Annotated in this window: 18 protein-coding genes and 3 tRNA genes; 9 read left to right on the top strand and 12 right to left on the bottom strand. The window is 54.0% G+C overall.

What is annotated here, in order from left to right:
- Positions 1-11: 11 nt before the first annotated feature.
- A complete protein-coding gene (locus F822_RS14015; RefSeq protein WP_082204658.1) occupies positions 12-1,403 on the bottom strand; it encodes an efflux RND transporter periplasmic adaptor subunit in 1,392 nt (463 codons plus the stop codon).
- 1,156 nt (positions 1,404-2,559) lie between these two features.
- Between F822_RS14015 and F822_RS15820 the strand changes: the two genes are divergently transcribed.
- From F822_RS15820 to F822_RS13970, 5 genes are all read left to right on the top strand, one after another.
- Entirely contained in the window at positions 2,560-5,184 is a 2,625-nt protein-coding gene (locus F822_RS15820) for an alpha/beta fold hydrolase (RefSeq protein ID WP_231623526.1), read from the top strand.
- A 136-nt stretch (positions 5,185-5,320) separates the two neighbouring features.
- On the top strand, positions 5,321-5,767 hold the full coding sequence (locus tag F822_RS13990) for a VOC family protein (RefSeq protein WP_025040103.1): 447 nt from the start codon (positions 5,321-5,323) through the stop codon (positions 5,765-5,767).
- Positions 5,768-6,130: 363 nt separating this feature from the next.
- Positions 6,131-7,330, top strand: coding sequence for a cupin-like domain-containing protein (locus tag F822_RS13985; RefSeq protein WP_025040104.1), 1,200 nt, complete (start codon positions 6,131-6,133; stop codon positions 7,328-7,330).
- A gap of 316 nt (positions 7,331-7,646) precedes the next feature.
- The gene (locus F822_RS13980) at positions 7,647-10,334 is read left to right on the top strand and encodes an MMPL family transporter (protein ID WP_025040105.1); all 2,688 of its coding nucleotides are present in this window, start codon (positions 7,647-7,649) and stop codon (positions 10,332-10,334) included.
- A 634-nt stretch (positions 10,335-10,968) separates the two neighbouring features.
- Positions 10,969-11,607 (top strand): pentapeptide repeat-containing protein, encoded by a 639-nt coding sequence (locus F822_RS13970; protein ID WP_036574765.1) that lies wholly within the window; start codon positions 10,969-10,971, stop codon positions 11,605-11,607.
- Positions 11,608-11,672: 65 nt separating this feature from the next.
- On the opposite strand, the gene F822_RS13965 is transcribed toward F822_RS13970, so the two are convergent.
- The 4 genes from F822_RS13965 to F822_RS13950 form a co-directional block, all read right to left on the bottom strand.
- Complete coding sequence (locus F822_RS13965) at positions 11,673-14,054, bottom strand: Tex family protein (RefSeq protein ID WP_025040108.1); 2,382 nt, start codon at positions 14,052-14,054, stop codon at positions 11,673-11,675.
- A 359-nt stretch (positions 14,055-14,413) separates the two neighbouring features.
- Positions 14,414-14,929 carry an NlpC/P60 family protein gene (locus tag F822_RS13960; RefSeq protein ID WP_025040109.1) on the bottom strand — a complete coding sequence of 172 codons (516 nt, stop codon included), beginning with the start codon at positions 14,927-14,929 and terminating at the stop codon, positions 14,414-14,416.
- 477 nt (positions 14,930-15,406) lie between these two features.
- On the bottom strand, positions 15,407-16,759 hold the full coding sequence (gene astB, locus F822_RS13955) for an N-succinylarginine dihydrolase (RefSeq protein WP_025040110.1): 1,353 nt from the start codon (positions 16,757-16,759) through the stop codon (positions 15,407-15,409).
- A gap of 39 nt (positions 16,760-16,798) precedes the next feature.
- A complete protein-coding gene (locus F822_RS13950; RefSeq protein WP_025040111.1) occupies positions 16,799-17,101 on the bottom strand; it encodes a hypothetical protein in 303 nt (100 codons plus the stop codon).
- Between the two features lie 326 nt (positions 17,102-17,427).
- Between F822_RS13950 and F822_RS13945 the strand changes: the two genes are divergently transcribed.
- Positions 17,428-18,189, top strand: a complete 762-nt coding sequence (locus F822_RS13945) for a hypothetical protein (protein ID WP_156304434.1) — start codon at positions 17,428-17,430, stop codon at positions 18,187-18,189.
- Positions 18,190-18,324: 135 nt separating this feature from the next.
- On the opposite strand, the gene F822_RS13940 is transcribed toward F822_RS13945, so the two are convergent.
- The 4 genes from F822_RS13940 to F822_RS13930 form a co-directional block, all read right to left on the bottom strand.
- Entirely contained in the window at positions 18,325-18,699 is a 375-nt protein-coding gene (locus tag F822_RS13940) for a VOC family protein (RefSeq protein ID WP_025040113.1), read from the bottom strand.
- Between the two features lie 75 nt (positions 18,700-18,774).
- Positions 18,775-20,559, bottom strand: a complete 1,785-nt coding sequence (locus F822_RS13935) for an ABC1 kinase family protein (protein ID WP_025040114.1) — start codon at positions 20,557-20,559, stop codon at positions 18,775-18,777.
- Positions 20,560-20,693: 134 nt separating this feature from the next.
- Complete coding sequence (locus F822_RS15495) at positions 20,694-20,909, bottom strand: hypothetical protein (RefSeq protein ID WP_156304433.1); 216 nt, start codon at positions 20,907-20,909, stop codon at positions 20,694-20,696.
- Between the two features lie 14 nt (positions 20,910-20,923).
- Positions 20,924-21,442 (bottom strand): HNH endonuclease, encoded by a 519-nt coding sequence (locus F822_RS13930; protein WP_231623525.1) that lies wholly within the window; start codon positions 21,440-21,442, stop codon positions 20,924-20,926.
- A gap of 694 nt (positions 21,443-22,136) precedes the next feature.
- Here F822_RS13930 and F822_RS15490 point away from each other — a divergent pair.
- Positions 22,137-22,568 carry a hypothetical protein gene (locus F822_RS15490; protein ID WP_156304432.1) on the top strand — a complete coding sequence of 144 codons (432 nt, stop codon included), beginning with the start codon at positions 22,137-22,139 and terminating at the stop codon, positions 22,566-22,568.
- Between the two features lie 567 nt (positions 22,569-23,135).
- On the opposite strand, the gene F822_RS13915 is transcribed toward F822_RS15490, so the two are convergent.
- The 3 genes from F822_RS13915 to gltX all read right to left on the bottom strand — a co-directional run bounded on the left by F822_RS13915 (position 23,136) and on the right by gltX (position 24,864).
- Positions 23,136-23,211: transfer RNA gene (locus F822_RS13915), tRNA-Glu, on the bottom strand.
- Between the two features lie 48 nt (positions 23,212-23,259).
- Positions 23,260-23,335: transfer RNA gene (locus F822_RS13910), tRNA-Ala, on the bottom strand.
- A 131-nt stretch (positions 23,336-23,466) separates the two neighbouring features.
- On the bottom strand, positions 23,467-24,864 hold the full coding sequence (gene gltX, locus F822_RS13905; RefSeq protein ID WP_025040117.1) for a glutamate--tRNA ligase: 1,398 nt from the start codon (positions 24,862-24,864) through the stop codon (positions 23,467-23,469).
- 181 nt (positions 24,865-25,045) lie between these two features.
- Here gltX and F822_RS13900 point away from each other — a divergent pair.
- A tRNA-Val gene (locus F822_RS13900) sits at positions 25,046-25,120 on the top strand.
- Positions 25,121-25,479: 359 nt separating this feature from the next.
- Positions 25,480-26,007, top strand: a complete 528-nt coding sequence (locus F822_RS15655) for a Fic family protein (protein WP_197272834.1) — start codon at positions 25,480-25,482, stop codon at positions 26,005-26,007.
- The last annotated feature ends 9 nt before the right edge of the window (positions 26,008-26,016 follow it).

Genomic DNA, 26,016 nt, shown 5'->3' with positions numbered 1-26,016 from the left:
AAGAGCGCACGTTATTCAGGCAATTTTTCTCCGGGCTGCAGATTCTCTTCCGCAGACAGTTTTTTGCCGGGATGTTGCCCGGGCTGACGATTTGCCTGTTCCGTGAACGATGCATCAGGCATTCGGATGGGCGAACCGGGCGCGCGTGGTATCTCGGCGGGCGTATTTTCCACCCTAACGCCCGGTGCTGTGCCGGATGCGGCATCGACAGAAACCGACGTATCGACGACCTTGAGGGCAGCGCCGGGCGAGAGCCGGATCGCACCATCGACCACGACGCTTTCACCGACGAGCAGACCATGGTTGATAAACCAGCCATCCCCCTGCCAATCGCCGATTTCAACTTCACGCCTTGCGGCCTTGCCATCCTTGTCTATGACCCAGACGTAGTAGCTCTTTGCACCCTGCAGCACGGCACGCTGCGGCACAAGGATGCTGTGGGGACGTATGGCGCCCTTCAGATGAACGCGCACGAACTGGCCCGGACGCAAGTCACCTTTAGGGTTGGCGAACTCCGTTCGCACCAGGAAGGTACCGGTTTCCTGGGAAAAGGTGGGTTCGCTGAAATCGATGTGCCCGAGATACGGATAGACATATCCATCGGCGAGAGTCACCTCGACATCGAAAAGATTGCGAGGTGGGAACTTGAGCCGCCCCCGTTCAATTTCGCTACGATACTTGAGCATCTGGTTTTCGGAGATGCTGAAATTGACCCAAATCGGGTCGAGCTGTGCGACATAGGTCAGCAGCCCGCCTGTGCCGGGACTGAGATAGCTGCCTTCATGTTTCTTGCTGAAGCTCGATAGTCCGGTAAGCGGGGAGTAAAGCGTGGTGTAACTCAGATTCAGCTTTGCGGTTTGAACCACGCCCTGCGCCGCGAACACCGCCGCTTGCGCCTGCCGCACGGCCCCTATGGCATCATCAAGGTTTTTTTTACTCAGCGCGTTTTTCTCAGCCAGAGGCTGTACTCGATCGAGAGTGGCCTGGTTCATCGCCAGTTGCGCCTCCTGCTCCGCCAGCTGTCCTCGTGCTGACTGCAACGCGGCCTCGAATGGCTTGGGGTCCATCTGGTACATTTTCTGTCCGGCCTGTACCAGTTCGCCTTCCGTGTAGAGGCGTTTTTCGAGGAACCCTTCCACCCGGGCGCGGATCTCGACTTGCCGCGAACTCTGGGTTTGGGCAACGAATTCCAGCTCAACCGGGATGTCCCGAGGCATGATAGTGATTTCTGTCACCTCCACCGGCGGGTGAACCGCTTCAGCCGGTGGCTTGCTGCAACCGGAAAATATTGTCAGAATCATTCCGGTGAGGAGCAGAGGAAATTTCTTCCGGCAGGCGTAGATTGCGGTAGACCGCCGAACCGAGAAAGAATACAGGGTGGTACCCCATGGAGTTATTTGCATGGAATAGCGGTTGGGGTAAGCTATATTCGTTCCTGATTCAGTCGAGCGGCATAGAGGGAAAACCGCGGGAAAGCATTGCGAAAGAGGTTGCGAAGGAAAGCGCAATCTTCTTCCAATTGTTTCGCCCGCCACGTGTTTTCCCTGATCTTCCATTGATAACGTGCGTATCGAAAGGATGGTGGCATAGTACATGCTGGACAGTTGCCCATCGGTCGGTGGTGAATGCGGAACCCGGCATTGCCCATGAAAAATGAAGCGTGATACGACACTTCGTCCGCCAATCCCCTAGCAGAAGCGTTCTACCACCGTATGTCCGATTTCCCCGGCGCGAAAATCCCTTTCCAGTCCAGTACCTTCTTGAGTATTTTATGGACCTCTCGCAGGAAGCATCACCGGAAGAAGAACGAGAACCCCGCAAAATCAGCCAAGCGCTGGCGTTCCGCACCAATTCCATGAAAACCGCACTGTCGTCGTCCATCACGACGAACCAGCGCGTATCGCGGGATTTTTCCCATAATTTATCTGCTTTTTCACAAGCATCGAGTGGCCCCACCTTCCAGCTTCACCCACCTGTGGTGTGCTTCAAACCCTTCCCCCAGTTCCCGAATAGGGTCGCGGCAAGCTCGGCAACCGGATTAATCTGCTCAAAGCATAATACACAATATAGTTCATTTTTCAGGAAATGGAGTCGATATGTAACGAATGTCTGCTCACCGTTCCTTGCACGCTTCCACACAACCGCGACGTGCCCTCGCGCATTCCCGACATTATGGGCACCGCCGTTCAGTTGAAGGATATCAGTTTCCATGCGCCATGAGCCATGTACCCACTTCAGGTATGTGTCGCTCTACTTTGCTAGCAGCCTGTCGGCCTCGCCGGGAGCGACCGATCGAACACTGAGATTGAAGCCGAATTCGCACGCAAAGCGTGCCAGTGCCGCAAACTAGGCATGAGGGTTATCTGGACGCCGGAAGCGGAGCAGGATCGCGACGACATACATCGCAGCCGACAACTTGGATGCCGCCACCTTGATGGATGAGTTATTCAGCGATGCAGCCGCTAGGCTCGTCACCTATCCCATGCTGGGCCGTCCTGACAAAAACCTGCTCCTATGTAGCCACGCTCTCTTGCCTCATCGAACAGGCGCGAGCCGACAGTGACCGAATACGTTGACCCCGCTGGAGCAGCGGAAAGCCGTCGTGCAATGGCTAGCGCCACAGGATCGCCAATAAAACCGACGCGCCTCGCTCTCATCAGTCGCGCTGCCACCATGGCGTTGCTCCTTTTGTGCACCGGTTGCGCTCATACCGTTCCATTTCGGGATGCGAAGGATCGCATCATTCCCGGCAGCATTGCGACAATGGAAACCACAACCATCGGCGGCATATCTCAAAGCATCTGGTTTCGTAGCATATCCCGATCCAATCCGGCGCTGATTCTCCTGCATGGAGGACCGGGCGCCAGCGAATCGGCACTCTTTCGCCACTATAATTCAGCCCTTGAGCAGCATTTCTTGGTCGTCTATTGGGAACAGCGTGGAACAGGGCGCTCGTTCCATCCCGACATTCCGCCGGCATCCATGACCATCGCTCAATTCGTACGCGACCTCGACGAGGTGGTGGAAATGGTCAGGCAACGTTTTGAAAAGGATAAGGTCGTGTTGCTCGGCCATTCGTGGGGCACGGTACCCGGAACGATCTACGCTTCTCTGCACGCGGAAAAAATCTCCGCATATGTCGGTATCGCGCAGATTGCCGATGTGCCGGGCCGCTGCCTATCCTACGCGTTCGCAGTTGCCGAGGCCAGGAAGCGGAGAAACTCCAAAGCAATCTCCGAATTAAGAATCGTCGACCCGCCCCCATATGCTTCAGTGAATGAAATGTTGACAACCGGCAAGTGGGTCGAGCAGCTCGGCGGCGTGTTCCACGCTGATCTTTCAACAGGAAAACTCATCTGGTCTGCCTTGCGCACCGATGAGGCCAGTCTGATTGACCTAGTCAGGTTTGGTCAAGGCAACCGCTTTTCCCTGATACAGCTTGAGGACGAAATTTCCCGGCTCAATCTGAGCGAGCGGTATCTATCCTTTGATATGCCGGTATTCTTTCTGCTGGGGCGTTATGATCGGCATGTTCCCGCCACCCTGGCCGAACAATATTTCGCCAGGATCAAAGCACCCTTCAAGTGTCTCGTGTGGTTCGAACACTCAGCGCATAACCCACCTTTCGAAGAGCCGGCAAAGTTCAGCCAGGTATTGATCGAACGGGTATTGCCTTATCGGAACCGACTTGCCATCGGTAGTTTTGATGGGTTGCGCTGCGCCCACCCTACCCAAGTTACATACGCGTCAAACCGGGAATGGTGCATAGGCATATATTGCAATAATGATCCATTAGGCTACATTACATTATTGCGCTTTCAAACCAGCGCCGGTGTAGATTCAATATACGTGTCAATACAGGCAACCGGCCGAATCCAGTTAGTTGCACGGGTCAACAGGTACTTTTTCGATAAAGGAAAAATCATGCCCTATCATGATCAGAGCAAACGCGACAAATTCGGAGATGCCCCGTCCGTAAGCGAAGCCGAAAGTCATATAACTACTCCTGTTTTGCGCCAGAGCGCCGCTCCGTCCGCTCGCAGCAGTGCTGGCCAAGGCGCCATCCAGACCCAATGCCAGAGCGAGCACGACCGCGAAGTCCCCGAAGTGGACCTGCTATCCCCGTTGACCATTCGCAACGTTACCTTCCGTAACCGGATCGCAATGTCACCCATGTGCATGTATTCGGCGCAGGATGGTTTTGCCAATGATTTCCATCTGGTTCATCTTGGCAGCCGGGCGATAGGTGGCATGGGGCTTGTGATGGTGGAGGCTACGGCAGTTACCGCCGAAGGGCGCATTTCGCCGAGTGATATGGGAATCTGGAAAGATGATCATATCGAACCTTTGGCCCGGATCGCAAGGTTCGTTGAGGCACAAGGCGCGGTTTCCGGTATACAGCTCGCTCATGCCGGGCGCAAGGCCAGTTGCGATGCCCCATGGACCGGCGGAAACAGCCTGAAAACGGCTACCGAGGGTGGCTGGCCGGTTATCGGCCCCAGTTCGCTACCCTTCGATGCAGGAGACCCAATTCCGGCAGCCATGTCTGATGCGGATATCGAGCATTGCATCGACGCCTGGGAATCGGCGGCGCGACGTGCGCTCGAGGCGGGCTTCAAAGTGATCGAGCTGCACGCCGCTCACGGTTACCTGATGCATGAATTTCTGTCGCCTATCAGCAACCACCGCACGGATGAATATGGCGGCAGTCTGGAAAACCGCATGCGGCTGTTGCTGCGGGTTGCAGGACGGCTGCGCGAAGTTATCCCTCAGGATCTGCCTTTTTTCGTACGCATCTCGGCAACCGACTGGGCTGATGGAGGCTGGGATATCGAGCAATCCGTCGTTCTTTGCAGAGAGCTCAAGGCGCTGGGGGCGGATCTGATTGATGTCTCATCCGGTGGAACGACGCCCGACGCGAAGATTCCAGTCGCGAGAGGTTACCAGGTTCCGTTTGCCGGCCGCATCCGCGACGAGGCGGAAATCCGGACCGGCGGCGTGGGCTTGATTACCGACTCGCAATATGCGGATGAAATCATTACCAGCGGCCAGGCAGATCTCGTCTTTATCGGACGGGAATTACTGCGGGAACCGTACTGGGCCATCAAGGCGCAACACACCATGGGGGTGGAACCTGCCTGGCCGATCCCCTACGGCTATGCTGTCAAGCGGCGAGCGAAATAAGCAGAGCGGATACAAATCAGGAGCCATCAATAAAGTTGGGTTCAATTGGAAGGGATGACCCCAGCCATTCTGACCAACAAGGCAGGCAAAAAGGATTCCCGGCAATAAAACCCGTTAATCATCCGGAGGAAACAGCATGGACGAAAATACAAAACCGCACCTGGTCGGCATCAACCATATCGCGCTCGAAGTCGGAAATATCGATGAGGCGCTGGCCTTCTATGGCCGTATCTTCAACTTCGAATTGCGCGGCCGCGGCCAGAGGTCGGCTTTCATCGACATGGGTGATCAGTTCATCGCATTAAGCGAAGGCCGAACGCAAGGTGCGGACGATGAAAGGCATTTCGGTCTCGTGGTCGATGATCGATCCCGAGTACGTGAGCTGGCAAAAGCGGCGGGTGCAAAAATTCTGGAAGGCGGCTTTCTGGATTTTCTCGACCCGTGGGGCAATCGCATCCAGGTGGTCGAATACCGCGATCTGCAATTCACGAAGACACCGGCGGTACTGAAGTTCATGGGGCTGAACCTGGATAAAAGCGAAGAGGCAAAAGCGGAACTGCGCAAAAAAGGAATCGAATCGTAAATCGTAAGCGCCGCGCAGTCTGCCTTACTGGCGCATTGCGCCGGCCAGTCCAGGCGAGTGGATAATCTTCATCACGAAAAAGCAGACTTGACGATTGCTGCCACGTTGGCTAATGTGAAAGGCATGTCAGGCAGCATAAAACGGACATCGTCGTATCGCATGGCTCCAGTATTGAAATTAGAATCGACTCCCGGCAACCTCTAACTCGGGAACCAATTCACCGGCGGCAACCTTGATTTGTACCTTTCCGCCATTTCATCGACATACCGGAATCAGATTTGGCTGAACAAGTAACGAAGTTTTGCATGAATCAATTCTTGAGGTGAAATTAAACGTAGAGAAGCGAACCAAAGGAGGCATCCGATGGCAGGTACAGGCAAGACAAAAAAAGAAACGGCGCTGGCATATACGAGAAACCTGTTGGCCACACCGCTGGCCGGAATGGCCACACTTCTATATGTCATGTGGCAATTGGTGGTGGAGCAGCAACTTTTCTTACACACATTTCTTATCGAGCGAATAGGCAAGCGCGGGGTGGCGAAACTGCCCCTGGGATACGGCAATGTGCTGGCGCTGAAGAGCATCATGTTGTGTCAGCACCTTTCCGCTAATCCTGATATGTTGCGAGACGTCCGTCGGCGTACGGAGCAGCGGATACTACGGCGATTGCAAAACCACGGGGTAGCGCGCGGGCAAGTCCTGGCGATTTCCGAGTATGGACCTGGGGAGATTGACCCGCACCGATTTTACCGTGAGCACGTCAAGCGATCCATTCCCTGCGTGCTGCGCGGATTTGTGGAAAATGCCTCTGCAGACTGGACACTCGCAAGGCTTGCGGAACGATTTCCAAACACCGTAGTGCAGGCTTTGGACAAGGGTACCAAGAAGATGGTCAATACGTCCCTGCGCCAGATCGCCGAGGATCGCCGCCGCAATTTCATCCCGCAACAACTGCTGCTCGACCAGAACCCGACTTTTTACGAATATTTTGGCATCCCACGGTCACATGGATATTTTCCTGTCATGGGCCGGCCATCGAAACCCGTTCTGAGTTTTCTGATTCTCGGCCTGGGAGCGGGGTTGAATGCCAACTACCATTGTGAGGAAGGTCCGAATTGGTATATGGCCGTATCAGGGTCCAAACATTGGACATTGATCGAGTCCGAATACTCTTGGCTGTTGTACCCGGCAGCGCGTGGGAACGGCATGCGACGGTTTGCGGAATTCAGCGCCGATGAGCATGGCGAACCGAGTGATCGCGATACCTATGCGCTGACAGAATATGCACCGCGCTATGAGCTCGACCTGCATCCGGGCGATGTTTTATTTTTTCCACCATGGATGTGGCACAAGACAATCAATCTGGATGAAGAGGGCCTGGGCATTACCTGCCGGTATACCGCGCCGACGGAGATCTCCAACCGGTATTTCCGCGGCCTGCAACTGCTTTCGGGAGGGTTCTGGAAAAGCTGCATTGAAGTCATCAGCTGCAGCATACGCGGCAATATCGCCGATCTGGCCGCCGACACGGCCCATAACGAGCAGGAATCCACGTTATACTGAAAAACCCACCTCCAGATATGAATAGGGCGGCTTCGGTTACAGCTCCTGGTGAATCGAAATTATTTCCGAGTCGTCCTGTCGCGAAGAACATTTCCGCAAACTGAAGGTACTCGGACAGGTTGCCGCATCGGGTAACGAGCGCGCGCGCGACGGTCTTACAGAATTCGGACATTACCGATGGAAGCGAACTTTTGGGATTTGCGTTTGCGCTTGTGCGTCCGTTCACGTATCGAATCGGGTGGCCCGTCTTCCACAAGGCTATCGTCAGATTAATCGAATCTCTACAACAAATTAATCAGGCCCGATCCGATCGATTATGCTGACAATCCGCAGTTATGCGTCGTGGGGAAACTGGACGCTGAGGCACCCTTTTACGGTACTGTCAATAGTGGTTGTGCTCGGTATTCTGGCCGGCTACTACACCGTCGACAATATACGCATTGATACTGATACCAGCAAGCTGATCGCGCCCGACGCACCTTTTCAGCAATACCGCCGCCTTCATGAGCAGGCTTTTTCCCAGGACTTGAGCACGCTGTTGCTGGTGGTCGAGTCGGATACGCCTGAACTGACCAAATCCGCTAGTAGAAAACTGCTGGGCCTGCTCCGCAACAATACGGATCGCTTCAATTCAGCTTACATTCCCGATGACAGCGAATTTTTCCGCCAGAATGGCCTGCTTTATCTGGACACTGACGAGTTGCAGGCGCTGTCCAACAACCTGTCGATCGCCCAACCGTTTATCGGCAGAATTGCCCAGAAACCCGATCTGAGTGGTTTTTTTTCTATTTTTGAGGATGCACTGAAGGCCACAGATAGGGAGGCAATAGACAAGACCCAGGTCGTACCTATCGATTTAGCTTCGCTGGCCGACAAGATTGCATCTGTTTTGCATAAAACGATCAATGGGGGAAAAGCTTTGCTCTCCTGGGAATCATTGATCGCCGAGAAGAGAAGACATTCCAACAAGACGTTCATTATTGTCTCGCCCAAGCTTGATCACTCGCATATCCGTCCCGCTGAAAGTGCGATTGAGGCTATCCGCAAAGCCGCTGCGGATATTCAGGATCCCGGTCTGCCGGCTGTCAAGGTTTTGGTGACGGGCGAAATCGGCCTTGAAGATGATGAGCTTGCAGGCATCAGCACCGGCACCTTTACCGCCAGCGTTTTCTCCGTTGTCGTGGTGTTATTTATTTTACTGGTTGCTTACCGATCTATCTTGCTTACGATAGCCACGTTGCTGACGCTGGCCTTGGGCATGGTTTTCTGCGGCGCATTCGCAACCATCGCCGTCACAGAATTAAACCTGATTTCAATCGCTTTTGCAGTATCCAATATCGGCTTGGGTGTGGAATATGCGATTCATTTCTGCTTACGCTATCGGGATAATTTGAACGATCATGCTGATAAAGAGCGGGCGCTACACGATACCATCATGACTGTGGGGCCGTCGCTGCTGCTGGCCGCCGGCACGACATCCATCGGGCTATATGCTTTTATGCCGACTGATTACAAAGGCGTCGCCGAGCTTGGCCTGTTGGCAGGAACCAGTCTGTTTATTTGCCTGCTGATCACGTTGGTTACCTTACCTGCGCTGTTAAAAATCCTGCCGACACCGAGGAAGTTCAGGTCGAAGGAAAATCGGCCTCAGATCTCGCATCTGTCAAAGAACCTGGCGGCCATACCGATCCGTTATGCCAAATCGATCTCCGTTGCCACCTTCATTGTGGCCCTGATTTCCATCGTGTTGGCGCTTAATGTGAAAACTGATTTTAATCCGATCGATCTTCGCGACCCCAGTACCGAATCGGTTATCGCGTTCAAACAACTAATGGAAGACGAGGAAACCACGCCACTGACCTTGGATGTCCTAGTCAAAGATGGAAATAGCACCAAAATCCTGCAACAAAGGCTGTCGGCATTGGCTTCGGTTGGTAAAACCATTAGTCTTTTTGACCTTCAGCCCACGGATCAGGATGAAAAACTGGTCTTGATTGAAGACCTGGGACTGATACTTGGCCCGCAAGTGCAGCACTTCCCACCGCTAAAAACCGATGTCGACCCAGCGCCCGGCATCATCCATCTGATAGACACGATTGACAAAGTACTGCCTCAAAAAACCAATGTCCAGGATCGCGCGTCGCTGGCACGCCTTAAAAAGGAATTGCAGGAAATTTTGATCCAGCTTGATGAACGGCAACAATCCAGCCGGACGGCTTTCATTGAAAAAATCCAGACTGCGCTGCTCGGCACCCTACCGCAGGTCATGAAAGAACTATCAGCCAGCCTGGAACCCGGAAAAATCAGCCTGAACGATCTGCCTCCCGACATCCGGGACCGATGGCTCAGCAGGGACGGTTTATACCGTATTCAGATTTTTCCAAAAAAAGACCTGAATGATCTGGCCAACCTGAAAGAATTTATTACCGAAGTGCAATCGGTCGCACCGGAAACAACCGGCTTGCCCATAATATATTGGGAATCCATGAAGGTAGTGGTCGACGCCTTCCAGGAGGCTATCGTGATTGCCCTGATTGCCATCACGCTGATTTTACTCGCTATCCGGCGCAGTGTCATCGATACAATCCTGATCATGGCAACGCTCATACTGGCCGGCCTCTTTACCCTGGCAAGCGCGGTTCTCACCAACACGCCCATCAACTTTGCCAACATCATCGCCCTGCCGCTGTTATTGGGGCTGGGAGTTGATAACGGCATTCACATGCTCGTCAGGCTACGTCATTCGCTTTTTGATTCCGAAGAGCAGAATATCTATCAGTCCAGCACCGCCCGAGCCATATTCTATGGAGCTCTGACTACTTCCTCCAGCTTTGGAGGATTGGCTTTCTCGCCACATGCCGGTATCTCCAGCATGGGCTTGATCATTACCATAGGCATATTCTGGATCATGGTCTGCACTTTTATTATTCTTCCTGCGCTTAGTAAGCTGATATTAAGGAAGGTAACCAGCGGCGATGTACTGGATAAAACAGTCGCACCCTAGTCCTGCTCCCCTGAAAGGCGACCGCCAGCAGGCTTACCCACAGACTCAGCCTCTTCGCATGATCCTGAATCCGGTAGTTGACCGCTCATTTGCCACCTCATTTGTCAACTAAGCGCTATCACTGAAAAGATGATAGTGGGTTACCGCACAGAACAGAAACGCCAGCAGTGCCACGCTTCATATCAGGATGTGTCAAAAAATATAATGAAAAGATCCACACCGCCGGCCTTACCAGGGACCACGACCTGTTTCTCGAGGGCTCAACGATGAAAAGGCAAGTGTACATTGCGATGGCGGCAGGGGTGCTCTCAGCATTGATGCTGACCGGTGGTTGCAGCAATCGCAGAGTCGAAGATGAAGTCTGGTCCGTTGACTGATACGCAACCCCCAACTGTATCAACGCAAGCCGCGTGGAAAACGGTTTGAAATCCGCAACCGTCTGGGGTGAAGGGAAAGAAGAAGTGAGGACATCGGCATCGGCGGACGACTAGCGTCACGATGTTATTGGAGGCAGGCCGAACCGTAAGAACGTACAGCCCATGGTTGCGCTGTCTTCCGTGGGTGCCGGATGCAGGGAAATGTTGCCTCACTCCATGCAACGTCTGCTCAAAATTTTATCGAGACGGAGGAATCCATGATTTGCCGCCTGATTATACTTGCTGTTTTATTCACCGTACGCACAGTAGCGGCTGCGGAAATTAATGGTTGTACCATCACGTCAGCTACGCTTTGTACGGAAATGGATCTTAGCGGCGCGAATCTGCGCAATGCCGATCTCGCTCGAGCAGCGCTTCGCCAGTCCGATTTTACCGGCGCCGACATGCGGAGCGCGAATTTGTTCAACGCCGACATGGTGCTGGTCAATCTCAACAGCGCAAATCTCGGTGGAGCCATGCTGAATGAGGCGGATATGAGAAACGCTACCCTGATAGGCACCCGGCTCACTGGGGCGCGATTGAATGGCGCCAGTCTTAAAAGTGCCGATTTGACGGGAGCGGACTTTACCAGCGCAGAGCTTAAAGGCGCCAATTTGAACGGTGCAAATCTCACCAGGGCGAAATTTGGCAATGCCGAGCTTCAACGGGCAGATTTATCAGGTTCCGTGATGAATGGAGCAGACTTCCGTGGCGCCAACATGGCCGGGGTAAACCTGAACAATGCATCGTTGCAGGGCGCCGATCTCAGGGGAGCCACTCTCAACGATGTCGATTTTTCCAATGCGGACACGAGCGGCTGTAATGGATGCCCGCGTGTCAAGAAAACCAGCCAATGACGTAACCGGCGTCATGTGTAATACAGGGCGTTATTCCGACATCCTCAGATTGGATGGGTATAGCCCTATCTCTTCAGCTTTGCAAACGCTGCAGCCATGGCTGTATTTGCCAAGGGTTCCCGCTTCTGTTCGTTTTTCTGCCCATTTTTCTGCGCACCTTTCTGCTGAGCCCGGGCTGAATTGTCTTTCGGGTTGATTCTTTGTTCCCGCATTCCGTCGCGGCTGGCTGGTTGTGCCGCGTTATCCGTCAGGCGCATGGTCAGCGCAATCCGCTTGCGCTTTTCATCGATCTCCACCACCTTGACCTTGACAATCTGGCCTACCTTGACCACGGTATGCGGATCTTTCACGAATTTGTCGGCAAGTGCGGAAATATGCACCAGCCCATCCTGATGCACGCCAACGTCGACGAACGCTCCGAACGCGGCGACATTGGTCACCACACCCTCCAGGATCATATCCGGGCGCAGGTCCTTCATTTCGTTCACGCCCTCTTTGAATGTCGCGGTAGTAAACTCCGGACGGGGGTCGCGGCCCGGCTTTTCGAGCTCACCCAGAATATCGCTGATGGTGGGTATGCCGTATTTCTCGTCCGTATACCTGGCCGGATTCAATGATTTCAGCAGGTCGCCATTACCGATGAGCGACTTGATATCCTGCTTGAGGTCGGCAATGATCTTTTCCACGAGCGGATATGCCTCGGGATGCACGGCGGAGGCATCCAGCGGATTGTCGCCGTTCATGATACGGAGAAAACCTGCCGCCTGTTCAAAGGTTTTGTCACCCAGGCGCGGCACGTTGCGCAAAGCCCCGCGCGAGGTGAACACGCCTTTCATGTCGCGATACGCGACAATGCTTTGCGCCACGGTACTGTTAAGCCCGGAGACGCGTTCCAGAAGAAGTGATGAGGCCGTGTTGACGTCCACGCCAACCGCGTTGACGCAGTCTTCCACCACTGCGTCGAGCGAACGCGCCAGTTGGGTTTGTGCAACATCGTGCTGGTATTGGCCGACGCCGATGGATTTGGGGTCGACCTTCACCAGTTCTGCCAACGGGTCCTGCAAACGGCGTGCAATGGATACCGCGCCGCGCAACGATACATCCATGTCGGGCAGTTCGCGCGAGGCGAATTCCGAAGCGGAATAGACCGATGCGCCCGCTTCCGACACGACGATGGAGGTCAGCTTGAGTTCCGGGCGCAGCTTGATCAGGTCTCTTGCCAGCTTGTCGGTTTCACGCGATGCTGTGCCATTGCCAATGGAAATCAGCGATACCTGGTATTTTTCAGCCAGCTTTTCCAGAACATGAAGCGAGCCCTCCCAATCGTTCCTGGGCTGGTGCGGATAAATAACGGCGGTATCCATGACCTTGCCGGTCGCATCCACCACCGCGACCTTTACCCCGGTACGTACGCCGGGATCGAGGCCCATCGTGACACGCGGCCCGGCGGGTGCGGCCAGTAGCAGTGCTTTCAGATTACGCGCAAAGACATCGATCGCCTCGGCTTCGGCGCGCTTGCGCAGCGCCCCCATCAGTTCGGTTTCAAGATGGAGGAAACTTTTCACCCGCCAGGTCCAGCGTACAGTGTCGCTCAGCCATGCGTCAGCCGCGCGATTCTGGTTCCTGATACCAAACTGCATGGCAATGCGGGCTTCGCAGGGGTTATGCGGCGCATCCCATTTCGGCCTTTCCGCTTCGGAATCCAGCCGCAAGGCAACGTGCAGGATTTCTTCGCGGCGGCCCCGGAACATAGCCAGAGCGCGATGCGAGGGGATGGTGTTGATCGCTTCGGAATAGTCGAAATAATCGGCGTACTTGGCGCCCGCCTCCTCCTTTCCCTTGACGATTCGGGACTCGACCATGCCATGCGCCAGCAGATATTCCCGCAGCCACTGGAGCAGCACTGCGTCTTCGGCAAAACGCTCCATGAGGATTTGCCGTGCGCCCTCGAGTGCTGCCTTGGTATCTTCCACACCGGGATTGTCGCCTTGCTCAGTGGCGAAAGCGGGCTTCAGGTATTTTCCGGCCTCTTCCTCGGGTTGCAGCGTCGGGTTGGCCAGCAATGCATCCGCCAGCGGCTCAAGCCCGGCCTCCAGCGCGATTTGCGCCTTGGTGCGCCGCTTCTTCCGGAAAGGCAGATAAAGATCTTCCAGCCGCGTCTTGTCTTCCGCCTGCATGATTGAAGCCAGCAAGGCCGGCGTCATCTTGCCCTGCTCTTCAATGGACGTGACGATAGCAGCGCGCCTGTCTTCCAGCTCGCGGAGGTAACCCAGCCGCTCTTCCAGCAGCCGTAACTGGGTATCGGTCAGCCCGCCCGTGGCTTCCTTGCGATACCGTGAAATAAAAGGAACGGTCGCGCCTTCATCCAGAAGGGCGATAGCAGCGGCAATCTGGGGTGGCTTGGCGACGAGTTCAAGGGACAGGCGTTGTTCGATGGATGGCAGCATAGCGGCGAAGCATACCATGCCTGTGCCGGAGGGAACTACCTGGCTGTCGATTCCCATGCGCCGGCATTATCGCCAGGTTCTGTAGTCGTAAGGAAAACAGGGTGGTCGGATTATGCTCGACGACACAACCGAGAATGGCTCAAGGATATATTATCGCGATGCCGCTCACAGGGGCATCACTTCTGTAGTGATGGGTGGAGCAAGGCGCAATCCTACTTAAACTAAAGCAGGCGGGATGAATCTGATTAGCCCGATAGTCAAAAGAATGTCAGGCATAGCCTGACCTACAAACCCAGAGATTTTTCCGCAATCAACGTACGGTGTGGTTGGCTCTTATCCAATGATCCTATGGGCGGTTATCACATTTCCAGCCGCTTCGCTTTCCAATAGGCCGATTTCCAGTAGGCGCTGTTCAAACTTGAAATGGCGACACCCTGCCTGGTCGAGGCATGCAGGAATCTGCCGCGTTCCAGATAGACCCCCACGTGCCTGAGCGATTTGCCCGTCTTGAAAAAGACCAGATCGCCCGTACGCAGCTCATCTTTATCGATATGCACTCCCAGCTCTACCAGCGAATCGGTTGATCTTGGCAGTACAATGCCCAGCTTCGATTTGAACGTTAAATGAACGAACCCCGAGCAGTCTATGCTGTCCCTGCTCAAGCCGCCGATCTGGTGCGGCGTGCCCTTCCATTCCTCATACTGGGCGTAGAGAATCGCTTTCAGCGATTTCGAATCGCTCAGGTTGACGTCCCTGGTTGCGCTCGTTTCCATCTGCGGGTATTCCGCCCTTGCCATGCCTCTTTCAGGCACGTGAGTGCAACCCATGAGGGTCATGATTACGAACCAGCCGACGAACCAAAGTTTATTTTTCACAAGCGATCTCTCATCTGGAATAAGCTGTCCTTATCCAGCAAACGGAGGGGTAACGGTATTCAATCTGACGTATTTGGGTGCGTTTCGCCAGGAAGTTTACTGCCTGCAATCTTCTATCGCAATAAATCAGCAGAATCATTATGAGGCTGATTTCGCTTTTCAAGCGCATCAGACGAATTCTAATCCAGCATGGCTAGCTCAGCAATAAGAGATGTTCTGAGAATTGCCAGAGGCGAAATGACCCAGGCAGATAAGTAGTGGCGGCCCTACCCTACGGCATATTCAATTCGTAGGATGGATGAAGCAAAGCGCAACCCATCAAGGCAAAAATGATGGGTTACGGCTTGCCGCCTTCACCCATCCTGCTATTTCGTGAAACTCCAGTCGGATCGGATTAACCCAAGTGTAGGGTAACCCGGCAATAAAACTGAAGCTGCGACAGACCTGTCGCAAGGAACAAGTCTGATCGCCGCAACGCTACACCTTCTGAAAATCGTATATCGGCCCAAGCGACAAGATATGTGTAAGCTCATCGAGCGCAGTACGGCTTTCATGCACTAGCGCGGGATCTCCCAGATCATTCGGCGAAATGCGCTCGCGATAATGCTTCTCGATCCACGCCTTCAGCTCGTCGTAAAGGCTCTGGTCGAGAATGGTGCGGCTATCCCTCGCAACAGCGTCGAATTGCGGTTCGGTAAGGACAACACGTAGCCGCAGGCAAGCCGGGCCGCCGCCGTTTCTCATGCTCTGGCGCAAATTCACGTATTCGATACGTGAGATAGGATTAGACGCGTCGCTGGCAATACGTTCGAGAAAAGTCCGTGCAGGGTCGGAATTCCGGCATTCGGAAGGCGCCAGAAGCATCATTCCTCCACCGGGAAGACTGATCAACTGACTGTTGAACAGGTAAGTGCTTACTGCCTCGGCAAGCGGGAAATCCGATTCGCCGGCTCTTATGAAGTGAACCGGGCAACTGGAAAAATTGAATGCTTCAACCATGGCTTTTTCGGTTTCCCGCCAATCAAGGAATGCGGCTTCGTGATAGAGCAGGACATTGCAATTTGACACCGCGACCACGTCATTGTGAAACGCGCCGGCGTCGATAGCCGCCGGGTTCTGCTGGACAAACAACTGTCTTCCGGGCTCGATCTTGTGAAGCCTGGATATCGCCTCACACGCGTCCAATGATTGGCGCGCGGGAAACTTCAGCGGTTGCGGCGCATCACGCCTTGCAGATCGGCCGAATACGAAAACCTCCAGCCCGGGCTCACCGTGATCCGAACACAACCGCATATGGTTGGCCGCGCCTTCATCTGCGCAATACAGGTTCGGTGGGAGTGGGTCATGATGCTCGAAAAACCGCCCATCGCTGAAGACCCGTTTCAGGATTACCGATGTGGCTGCCGCCTCGATGCTCCGGTGGAATTGAGAGGGCAAATTAGCCGGAGTGATGTGGACCTTGGCGTCTTCCGTATCCGCGCTCGGGGAAACCGTGGCAGCATTCGCCACCCACATGCTCGATGCCGAGCAGCACGCCCGCAGCAATCCCGGCGCCACCGCAGCGGCCTGGCGGATAACCGAAGCATCATTACCCGAAAAACCCAATTTCCTGAGCGGGCCGACCGCCGGACGATCTTGTGGAGGCAATACGCCTTGCCGTATTCCCAGATCGGCGAGGCGCTTCATTTTCTCCAGCCCTTGAAGCGCCGCTTGCCTTGGATTGGATTCGGTCAGCGCGTTCTCTGCCGCGGCAATGTTACCTGTAGCCAATCCGCTGTAATTATGCGTTAAGCCCACCAGACCATCGAAATTGACTTCGTATGCGCTCATGCATGCAGACCAAGGGGACGATTATGCGTTACGGGAGATTTATCCCTGCGATGGCTCATGACCATGGGTTTTACCTGGAAAGAGAGTTGCGTTGGCGGCTGCGTTTTCGAGCCGACGGGCCTTTTTCTCCAATCCGCCAATCACCAGTTTCTGGATGCGCTTATGGGGAAGTGCCTCGCCCGCCGCCCAGCGTGAAACCGTTGACGGCGCAAATTCGAATTCATCCGCGATAGCGCGCTGCGAGAACCCCACGATGTCGCCATGCTGGACCAGCCATGAGAATTCCTCGGGGTCGCCCGTCCACTTCGCGCAAATCCACCGGTACTGCTCTATGGTAACCATGGCCTTATCTCATTTCCATTCAAGCATATCTCTCTCAGCAATATAGTTGAATAATGCAATTATTTATATTCCAATCCTATTTTAATGTCAACGTAGTATATCGAAAAATGCAATTTCTTATAAAGACCGACAACTAAGCATATGCCATCGAAAGAAATTTCATTGGATTGATCCTTGCCTTGGCGCCCTTATATAGCGCAGCTCATCAAGGAACGAAGAGGTTATTCAGATGTCCTACGCATCTGAATCCGCCCGCAGGGGGTTGCAACGGCGAAATAGCAACAGTAATCATGTGAGACACAGCAGCGCGACAGGAGGGCAATACAGTGATGATAATCCATGCGGTTGTCCGCGCGGCGGGTCTTGGTGATGTTGGGCACATATTGGCGGAGTATCGCGAAGCGATTAAAAATCTGCCGCCGGAAGAATCGGCTAACCTCCTGTCGCGGCCCTACGATGAATTCAAGGCAGCCGTTGAAAACGGGCTATTTTTTGTTATAGAGAACACCGTCGGCAATTTCATGGCTGGCGCAGGCGTATTCGATCTTGCAAACCCAACCGAGAAAGAACTGGGGATGTGCTATGTGAAAAAAGAGTGGAGAGGCTTCGGATTGCAAACGCTTCTTTTACAAGTCAGGGTTTGCGCCGCGACACTCGGCCAAGTTCCTGAGAAAAACGGGAGTCACAGCACGAACAAAAACTATGCAGCGTTAATTGCTGGCGTCAAACCGGCAAATGCGCACTCAGCCGCAAACACGACGGAACTCGGATTTGAACCGGTCGCCGTACCCTCGGCTGCGCTGTTCGCCGCATGCGCATCCTGCCGAACTCCGCCAGCCTCGAGTTCAGGAAGGAAATGCTGTTGTGATTTCTTCTATCTTTCCGATGACAGGCGAGCTGAAGCCATAGAGAAGAGCTTGCAAATGGAAAACTGGAGCAGGACAAGGAACGGCAATCAACTCATCGTCATATTGAAAATTCGCCATTTACAGGATCCGGACTTCCGAAACGCGTTGCAGGATATTGTGCATGAGCTACGGCATGAGATAACCGACGAAGGGATGTTGATGGCCAATCATCAACAATAAATACTGTCGGGGCTCGTCGCTTCTATACGATGACCTTGAGGGTACACTTGCGAGCGACGATCGGCAAAGTGTACGGCGACCGATTAGCAAAGCGCATTGCCCGTATGGAAGCGGAAGCGCCTTCAATCCTTCTGATCACATCGCGTAATCAACGGTCAGCATCTCCAGGAGGTGGCCGCTGGGATCACGGAAATAAACGCCGCGCCCGCCATCATTGTGATTGATGCTCATGTTTTCCGGCTCAAAGGGACCACTGCCATACTTGATATTCTCGGCTTTGATGCGTCCGAATATCTCGTCGAATTCCTGCTCGCTAACCTTGAATGCATAATGATGAGATTCGAATTTCTCCCTGTTGTCGAAATCCAGGGATAACGTATCGTTCACCTTCACAACAACGAAGTGCGAGAACTCGCCAAAATAGTCGAAGCCAAATATTCTCGAATAGAACCTGGCCGACTCAGTCTTGTTATGCGAAGGCACAATGGTATGATTAAGCGTGATTGCCATTTGTAAGATCCCCCATTCAATAGGCGATACAAAAACCTCACCTTACCCGCATCCATTGCGGGTATCAAGCAAGCCTCAGGGCCTTCTCTCCCGATCCGCCTTGTTGCTGCGCGAAACGGAAAACAGCAACCAGATTCCGCCGACCGACGCGAACAGGTAACCGAGCAGTCCAAAGAAAGGCAACCCCAACAACGTCGGACCACCTGATACAGTCATGACGATGGACGAACCGACGATGATCGCCGCCACGACGATACCGACCGTGAGCCGGCTGGCGGCGCCGTCCAGCTGGGCACCCAGATGCTTGAGAGGCAAAACGTCAACCTGGATATCCAGTTTGCCGCGGCGTGCGGTGCGCAGCAGTCGGGAAAGCTCTCGAGGCATATCCGCTATCAGGCTGGCTATCTGCGCGGCCGTCCGCATGCTCCGTTTCGCCACTGCCGATGGAGCGTAGTGGGCACTTATCGCGTCGCGAAGAACGGGCAGCGCTTCGCTGGCCATATCCAGATCCGGATCGAGCTCGCGCCCCATGCCTTCGAGCGTAATGAAGGCCTTGACGAAGAGTGCCAGATCCGGCGGTAGATGAAGCTGATGCCCCCGCAGGATGCCCACCAGATCGGACAGCATGAAGCCAAGCCTGAGCTGTTTCAATGGCACGCCGAGGTATTGATCTACAAACGCTTGAATTTCGGCTGTCAGCGTTTTTTCATTGACCTCTCCGTCCACTGCCCAGTCGAGCAGCACATCGGCGACTTGCGCGGGCTCATGCTGCACCAGACCCAGCAAAAGCTGGATCAACTGGCCCCTTCGATCCTCCGTAAGCCTCCCAGTCATGCCGAAGTCGATCAGAGCGAGGCGATTGCCCGGTAAATAAAACACGTTGCCCGGATGCGGGTCGGCGTGGAACAACCCATCCAGGACAATCATCTTTACCACTGCGGCGACACCACGCCGGGCAAGAATCTTTCGGTCAAGGCCGGCACGATCGACAGCGGCGAGATCACGGCCGGGTATGCCTTCGATGTAATCCTGCACGCACACCCGCTCACCCGTCCATTGCCAATAGACTTTGGGAATAACAACGATGGGAAGCGGAGGATGGAGCCCGGCCAAGGCTTCCGTAGCAGCGTACTCGTCCGGGAGACCGTCATCGCGCGGGTGACCAGGCCCGGTGTAGTCCACGAAATTGGACGCGATGCGCTCTGCGCTACGACACTCAGCCGCGAAATCAAGCTCTGCCCGGAGGGATTGGGTGAATTGCCGGACAATCTCCTGCCCGCGAAAATGGCGCAACTCGGAGTTCCCCGTTTCGATCAATTCGGCCAGCCTGGAGAGCCAGCGCAGGTCAGCCTCGATGACCGCCCGGATGCCGGGCCGGCGCACCTTCACTATCACCTCGCTGCCATCTTCCAAGCGGGCACGGTGCACTTGCGCAATCGACCCCGTTGCCAAGGGCTGTGGATCGAACGCGACAAATACCTCCTCGGGCGCGGCGCCAAGGTCTTCGGTAAGCTGCCGATGAACCTCTGGATAAGGAGAGGCCGGCGAGCTGTCCTGCAACTTGCTGAATTCGGCGATCCACTCGGGATCAAAGAGATCGACACGGGTCGCGAGAATCTGGCCCAGTTTGACGAAAGTGGGCCCCATCTCCTCCAGCGCCCGGCGCACGCGAGCATGGGGTTCGAGCTGAGCCAATTCACTCGCTTCGTTCCAGCGCAATACGCGGCCGGTGCGCTCCAGCGCATTGGCAAGCCCCAATCGCCGCACCATATCCCCGAAGCCGTAACGGATGAGTATAGATGCGATCTCGTGCAAACGTCCGAGATCCCGTGCCGCCATTATTGCTTGCCAAAAAAGCATCAGTGATCCTTCCAATACATTTGTTTCATATATTTACCATAGTCTCATAAAGGTTATTTCATTTTGCTGAGTATTGGTAGCCTCACTGCTGGTGATACACGCAGGATGGGTGGAGCAAAGCGCGGCCTATCATTTCATCCGCTTATCCTATCCCTTGAATCAGCCGCTAAGCCGAATGGTAAATAATCATACCGATATTTCTTCTGGTGCTGCCCAGCATCTTGATGGGATGCGCTCCAATCCATCCGCCCTGCATCAGCCATGCCGGTGCATTCATCTATCATATATTGATATGTTGTATTAATATTATTCAGCAAACATTTTTGCGGCACGGCAAAAACACGAATCATTCCTCTTTACCGGCCTAGTCTCGCAACAGCCTGGCGACGTTATCGTACAGCCACGCCGTGAGTGCCTGAGCGTTTGCGCCATGATGTATTTCGCGATGACAATTGGGACAGAGCGCAACCGCATTCGATACCGTATCCGCTCCACCCTCCGCCAGTTGCCGAACATAATGCAATTCCAGGTAAGGCAAACCGTCGGCACCATTGAACGGAGCGGGTTGCTCGCAGCATTCGCAAATTTCCCCTGCTTGCCGTAAAACCCAAGCCTTGACTGCGGTATCCCGCTGAAATTGTGTGATCGCTATACGTCTGGCCTTCGGGCTGGGATTACCATTCGGCTTGGGGAGATTTTTTTGCCGGGCCCCTTCTCGCACAGCGATCTCGAAGGCAGCCACGGCCACCGCCTTTTGACCGTCGAGTTGGGTAAATAATTTTTCGATCCGGTCCGCAACGTCAGCATCGACATTTTTTGCAGGCTTGAGGCCGGTCAACCAGCTGCGCCCCATGAGCGAGAGGATGTATGAAATGTTTTGCATCCGGTGTTCGAATGCTTTTTCACTTCGGCCGAACCTCTGCGCCAGCTTCCTATAGTATTGTTTCTTTGCGATAGGCTGGCCTGCACGCTCCTTGCGCTGCATTTCGACATAGCATTCAACTGACGCCGTCAGTTCTTCTTGGCTCCAACCGTCACTCATGCACGTACGTATTGAACATAATAATATCTTTACTGGTTTACAGGTCGGCGTTTCAGCGCTTCTTGCTGCGCTACGCAAATGTACACTGACCAGGCAGGTATCGGTAAATTCCCGGGTTTTAAAAATTGCGGCCCAGGAGAGTTATGCTGATGCTATGCCGGTGCTCGGGCGTCACTACGCCGGCGCTTGGACGATCAATCGTATCAATCGACCGATATCTTACACAACTTGGCACACGTGAGAACGCCCCGCGGTCCCTCGATACCCATCACTTGCTTATCCTGTGTCTGATACTGGCCTCGCATTTCGCCACAAATGCTTTCCGGGTCGCCATTCATTTACCGATGTGTCTGTGCAAATTACCTCTGCAAAAAGTGCGGCACCGCACAGAACCGGGCAGCTCCATATTCGCAAAATTAGTGTGAATTTCTATCTTGTTTTCGATACCCGGATAAAAAATAACAGGCAGCGGTTTTAGCAGAAAGAGGGAGATTTCTAGCTGATGCTATTATTCTCTTACTTGAATGGAGCTACCATGAAACGTTATCGGATATTTAATTTAACTGCCAGATTCATAGCGGCGCTTGGCTTGACTATTGGTTTAGGTGGCGCTGTTCATGCACAGGATGGGGCATCTGGACCGGACGCTTCCGCTCCGCACGGGAAATCCGCCACCGGTCAAAAAAAACATTTGCCCTGTGGCGGACCCAGCGTAATCCAATGCCCGCAGGGCCTGTCGTGTGTTGATGATCCCGCGGATAAGTGCGACCCCACCAGAGACGGCCTTGAGTGTCCCGGAAAATGTGTGGCCGGTTCCGGGGAAAAGAGCAAATTCAAACAGCCTTGCGGTGGACCCAGCCGGATTAACTGCATCGGCGGCATGGTTTGCGTGGATGACCCCGCCGACAACTGCGATCCCACCAGAGATGGTCTTGACTGCAAGGGGATGTGTGTGACCAAGCCGTAGCAAGCCCATCCGGTATCGGTTGCGGCATACGATGCAACACAGGGATGAGATCAACTGGTATGAGTGGTCTCATCCGTCCTCGAAGCGTTTTGTTGATCGCTACGAGAAATTGTTGTGGAAGGCTGGTAGTTCAACCAGCCGGCAAACCAGTAGTACAAAGGGAAAACTTGAATGCACCCACTTTAACCATATACAGGGAGCCAAGCAAAATGGCCACAAAATGTATCACCTATGTACGGACTAAAGAAGGCAATATCGAACGTAAACCCGGTCTTGTCGTAACCTGTTCAGAGGACTCGATGGATCCATATTACTTTGAAGCCAAACTTACCGGATTTCCAGAATCAAAAGTCTACTGGGCAAGCGAAATAGGACCAAGCGTAGGGATAGCGCCAATAAACGGCTGAGTGCCGGTAAAGTCTCCGGCAATTATCAGGCTGTTCTATTTTATGCGCTCTACAGTGGTAGCTTGCGCCCGAATATCATTCGGGACCACATGAATCCAGCCTGACTCGGCGCGTCACATCGTATCGCTTGAAAAACAAGCGACGAATAGAGGATTTTTCTTGGCGTCCCCAAGGGGATTCGAACCCCTGTACTCACCGTGAAAGGGTGATGTCCTAGGCCACTAGACGATGGGGACTGAAGGACTTTAAACAAATTGCAGTCAGTTTGCGATATTGCCGGAAACTGGTGGAGGTAAGCGGGATCGAACCGCTGACCTCTTGCATGCCATGCAAGCGCTCTCCCAGCTGAGCTATACCCCCGACAAAATGAACGCGAATTATACTGAGCCGCACAATTCCAGTCAATGTAAAGCGGCAGTATAGTGCAAAGCAGATCAACGATATGTCGTATTTTGCCCAACGATATACTGCATTTTGCTGCCCGCGCCGGATCAGGCAGGAAAACCTGCCAGCTGGTTATCCATGCGCTTGAGCGTTTCTTCCCTACCGAGTATTTCGAGCACTGCGTTTATTGAAGGTGTCTGCGCGACACCTGCCACCATTACGCGCAGCGGCATGGCCACCTTGGGCATTTTCACGCCATGGCCCTTGGCGGCGGTCTTGATAGCGTCATTAATGGCATCGCTTTCCCACTCGATAACAGCCAGTTTCTGCCTCAGGTCGAGAATGACCGGTTTTACCTCGGCGGTAAAATGCTGTGCCTTGAGTTCCTCGGCGGGTTCCAGCGCGCGAAAGAAATAGACTGCCGCATCGGCTAGCTCCGCCACGGTATTGACCCGTTCCTTGAGCAGATTCGCCACGCTTGGGAGATTTGGCATACCCTGCCCTGCCGTGTTGCAACCGTCCGCTTCAAGAAAAGGCCGAACCAGTTCCGCCAACCGCACATTGTCGACAGTCTTGAGATATTGCTGGTTGAGCCACTGCAATTTTTCCGGATTGAACTTGGCCGGAGAACGGTTGATTGCCGAAAAATCGAACCATTCAACCAGTCGTTCGCGGCTGAATATTTCCTCGTCACCATGCGACCAGCCCAGTCGCGCCAGATAATTTATCAGCGCCTCGGGCAGATAACCATCTTCGCGGTACTGAATCACTGAAACCGCGCCATGGCGTTTGGACAACCGCTCGCCATCCGGCCCCAGTATCATCGGTACATGGGCGTATTGGGGCAATGGCGCGCCAAGTGCTTTTAAGATATTGATCTGGCGCGGCGTATTGTTGACGTGATCGTCGCCACGGATCACATGGGTGATATTCATATCCAGGTCATCAATCATCACGCCAAAGTTGTAAGTCGGAACCCCGTCGGCGCGCAGTAATACCAGATCGTCCAGTTCACTGTTGGCTACGGTAATCTGACCCTTGACCAGGTCATTGAATGTCACCTCTCCTTCCAGCGGATTCTTCAGCCGTACCACCGGTTTCACCCCTGCGGGCGGGGCTTGCTTTGAATCGCGCCAGCGTCCGTCGTACCGCGGTTTCATCCCCGCCGCACGCTGCTGCTCGCGCATCGCGTCCAATTCCTCCCTGCTGCAATAGCAGTGGTATGCCTTCCCCGCACGCAACAACTGTTCCGCCACTTCATGATAGCGAGCCAAACGCTGCATCTGGTAAAACGGCCCCTCGTCATAATCGAGCCCCAGCCAGGCCATGCCGTCAAGTATCGCCTGAGTGGATTGCGCAGTAGAGCGTTCGAGATCGGTATCTTCTATGCGCAAAATGAATTTACCGCCGTGCCTGCGGGCATAAGCCCAGGAAAACAGCGCGGTGCGTGCACCGCCAATGTGGAGATAACCGGTGGGACTGGGAGCGAAACGGGTACGGATCATGAGGGGATAGACTTTGACGAGGTGAAAGCCGGCTATTTTACGTGAAATACCAGGTCAGCCGTGACTTACGTCGATCGCCGTGAGATTGCGTGGCTTGTAACGAGCGCGAGCGCGTTGACCAAAAGCGCGGGTTCATGCTCTAATTGCGCCTCCCCAACCGGTTATCTGTCGGTTAACCAATGGGCGGTTAACTCAGCGGTAGAGTGCCACCTTCACACGGTGGAAGCCACTGGTTCGATCCCAGTACCGCCCACCACTTCTATAAAGATTTTCCCGGTACGCTGGTACAAGCAAAGAAAAGTATTCCGGCCTCTTTTGTCAAAATGCATAAGTTTCGGACTCCGCCGCTGACCCGCTCCAGATCATAAAGCTACACACCGCAAGGATTGGGGATGGCATAAGATAACCTATGCAAATACAATAAGATTTATATGCGGGGCAATTTGTCGCTTTTGACCCTTGATATATTTCTGAAGAAATGCAGGCACTCTACTTGATTCTGACAGCTTTTCGAATTTACGCGTCATAGGAAGGATATAAAGGATCCTATGCTTGATGAACACAGTGTAACAGTCCACTTCTTACGGTATGTTAATCAATCGCTGCGGATAAATCATGACCAGCACTCTGCGTCTCTTCGCTACTCGTCAATACCCCATTCATCCAACCACCGTCTGGTACCTCTCCGATCTCGGCGAATACCGCGGCAAGCAGGAGCTCTATACGCGTCAATCGCCGCAGCGGCTCAAAGCCCTGCGCGAACATGCGTTGATCGAAAGTGCCGTATCGTCCAACCGGATCGAGGGCGTCTCTGTTGAGCCTTCTCGTGTTCGCGACGTACTCATCTCGCCACACCCCCTATTCCGTGATCGCGACGAGGAAGAAGTGCGGGGCTACCGGGACGCACTCACGTGGATATACGGGAACGCTGTAGCCATACCAATTTCTGAAGAAACCATTTCGCGTCTTCACATCATGGCGCTCGGCGAAATCTGGGACGCGGGAAAATACAAGAATGAAGATAGCGATATTATCGAGCGTTACCCGGACGGAACAGAGCGTGTTCGCTTCCGGACGGTGCCGATGCGCGACGTGCCAGTCGCGATGACCGCACTGGTAAGCGGACTGGCAGCGTTGCCTTGACGAGCCCTG

The organism is Nitrosospira briensis C-128 (genome assembly GCF_000619905.2).
In the GTDB taxonomy this organism is placed as follows: domain Bacteria; phylum Pseudomonadota; class Gammaproteobacteria; order Burkholderiales; family Nitrosomonadaceae; genus Nitrosospira; species Nitrosospira briensis.
Note: the sequence above shows the minus strand (reverse complement) of the source record. Positions and strands in the feature narration are given on the sequence as shown.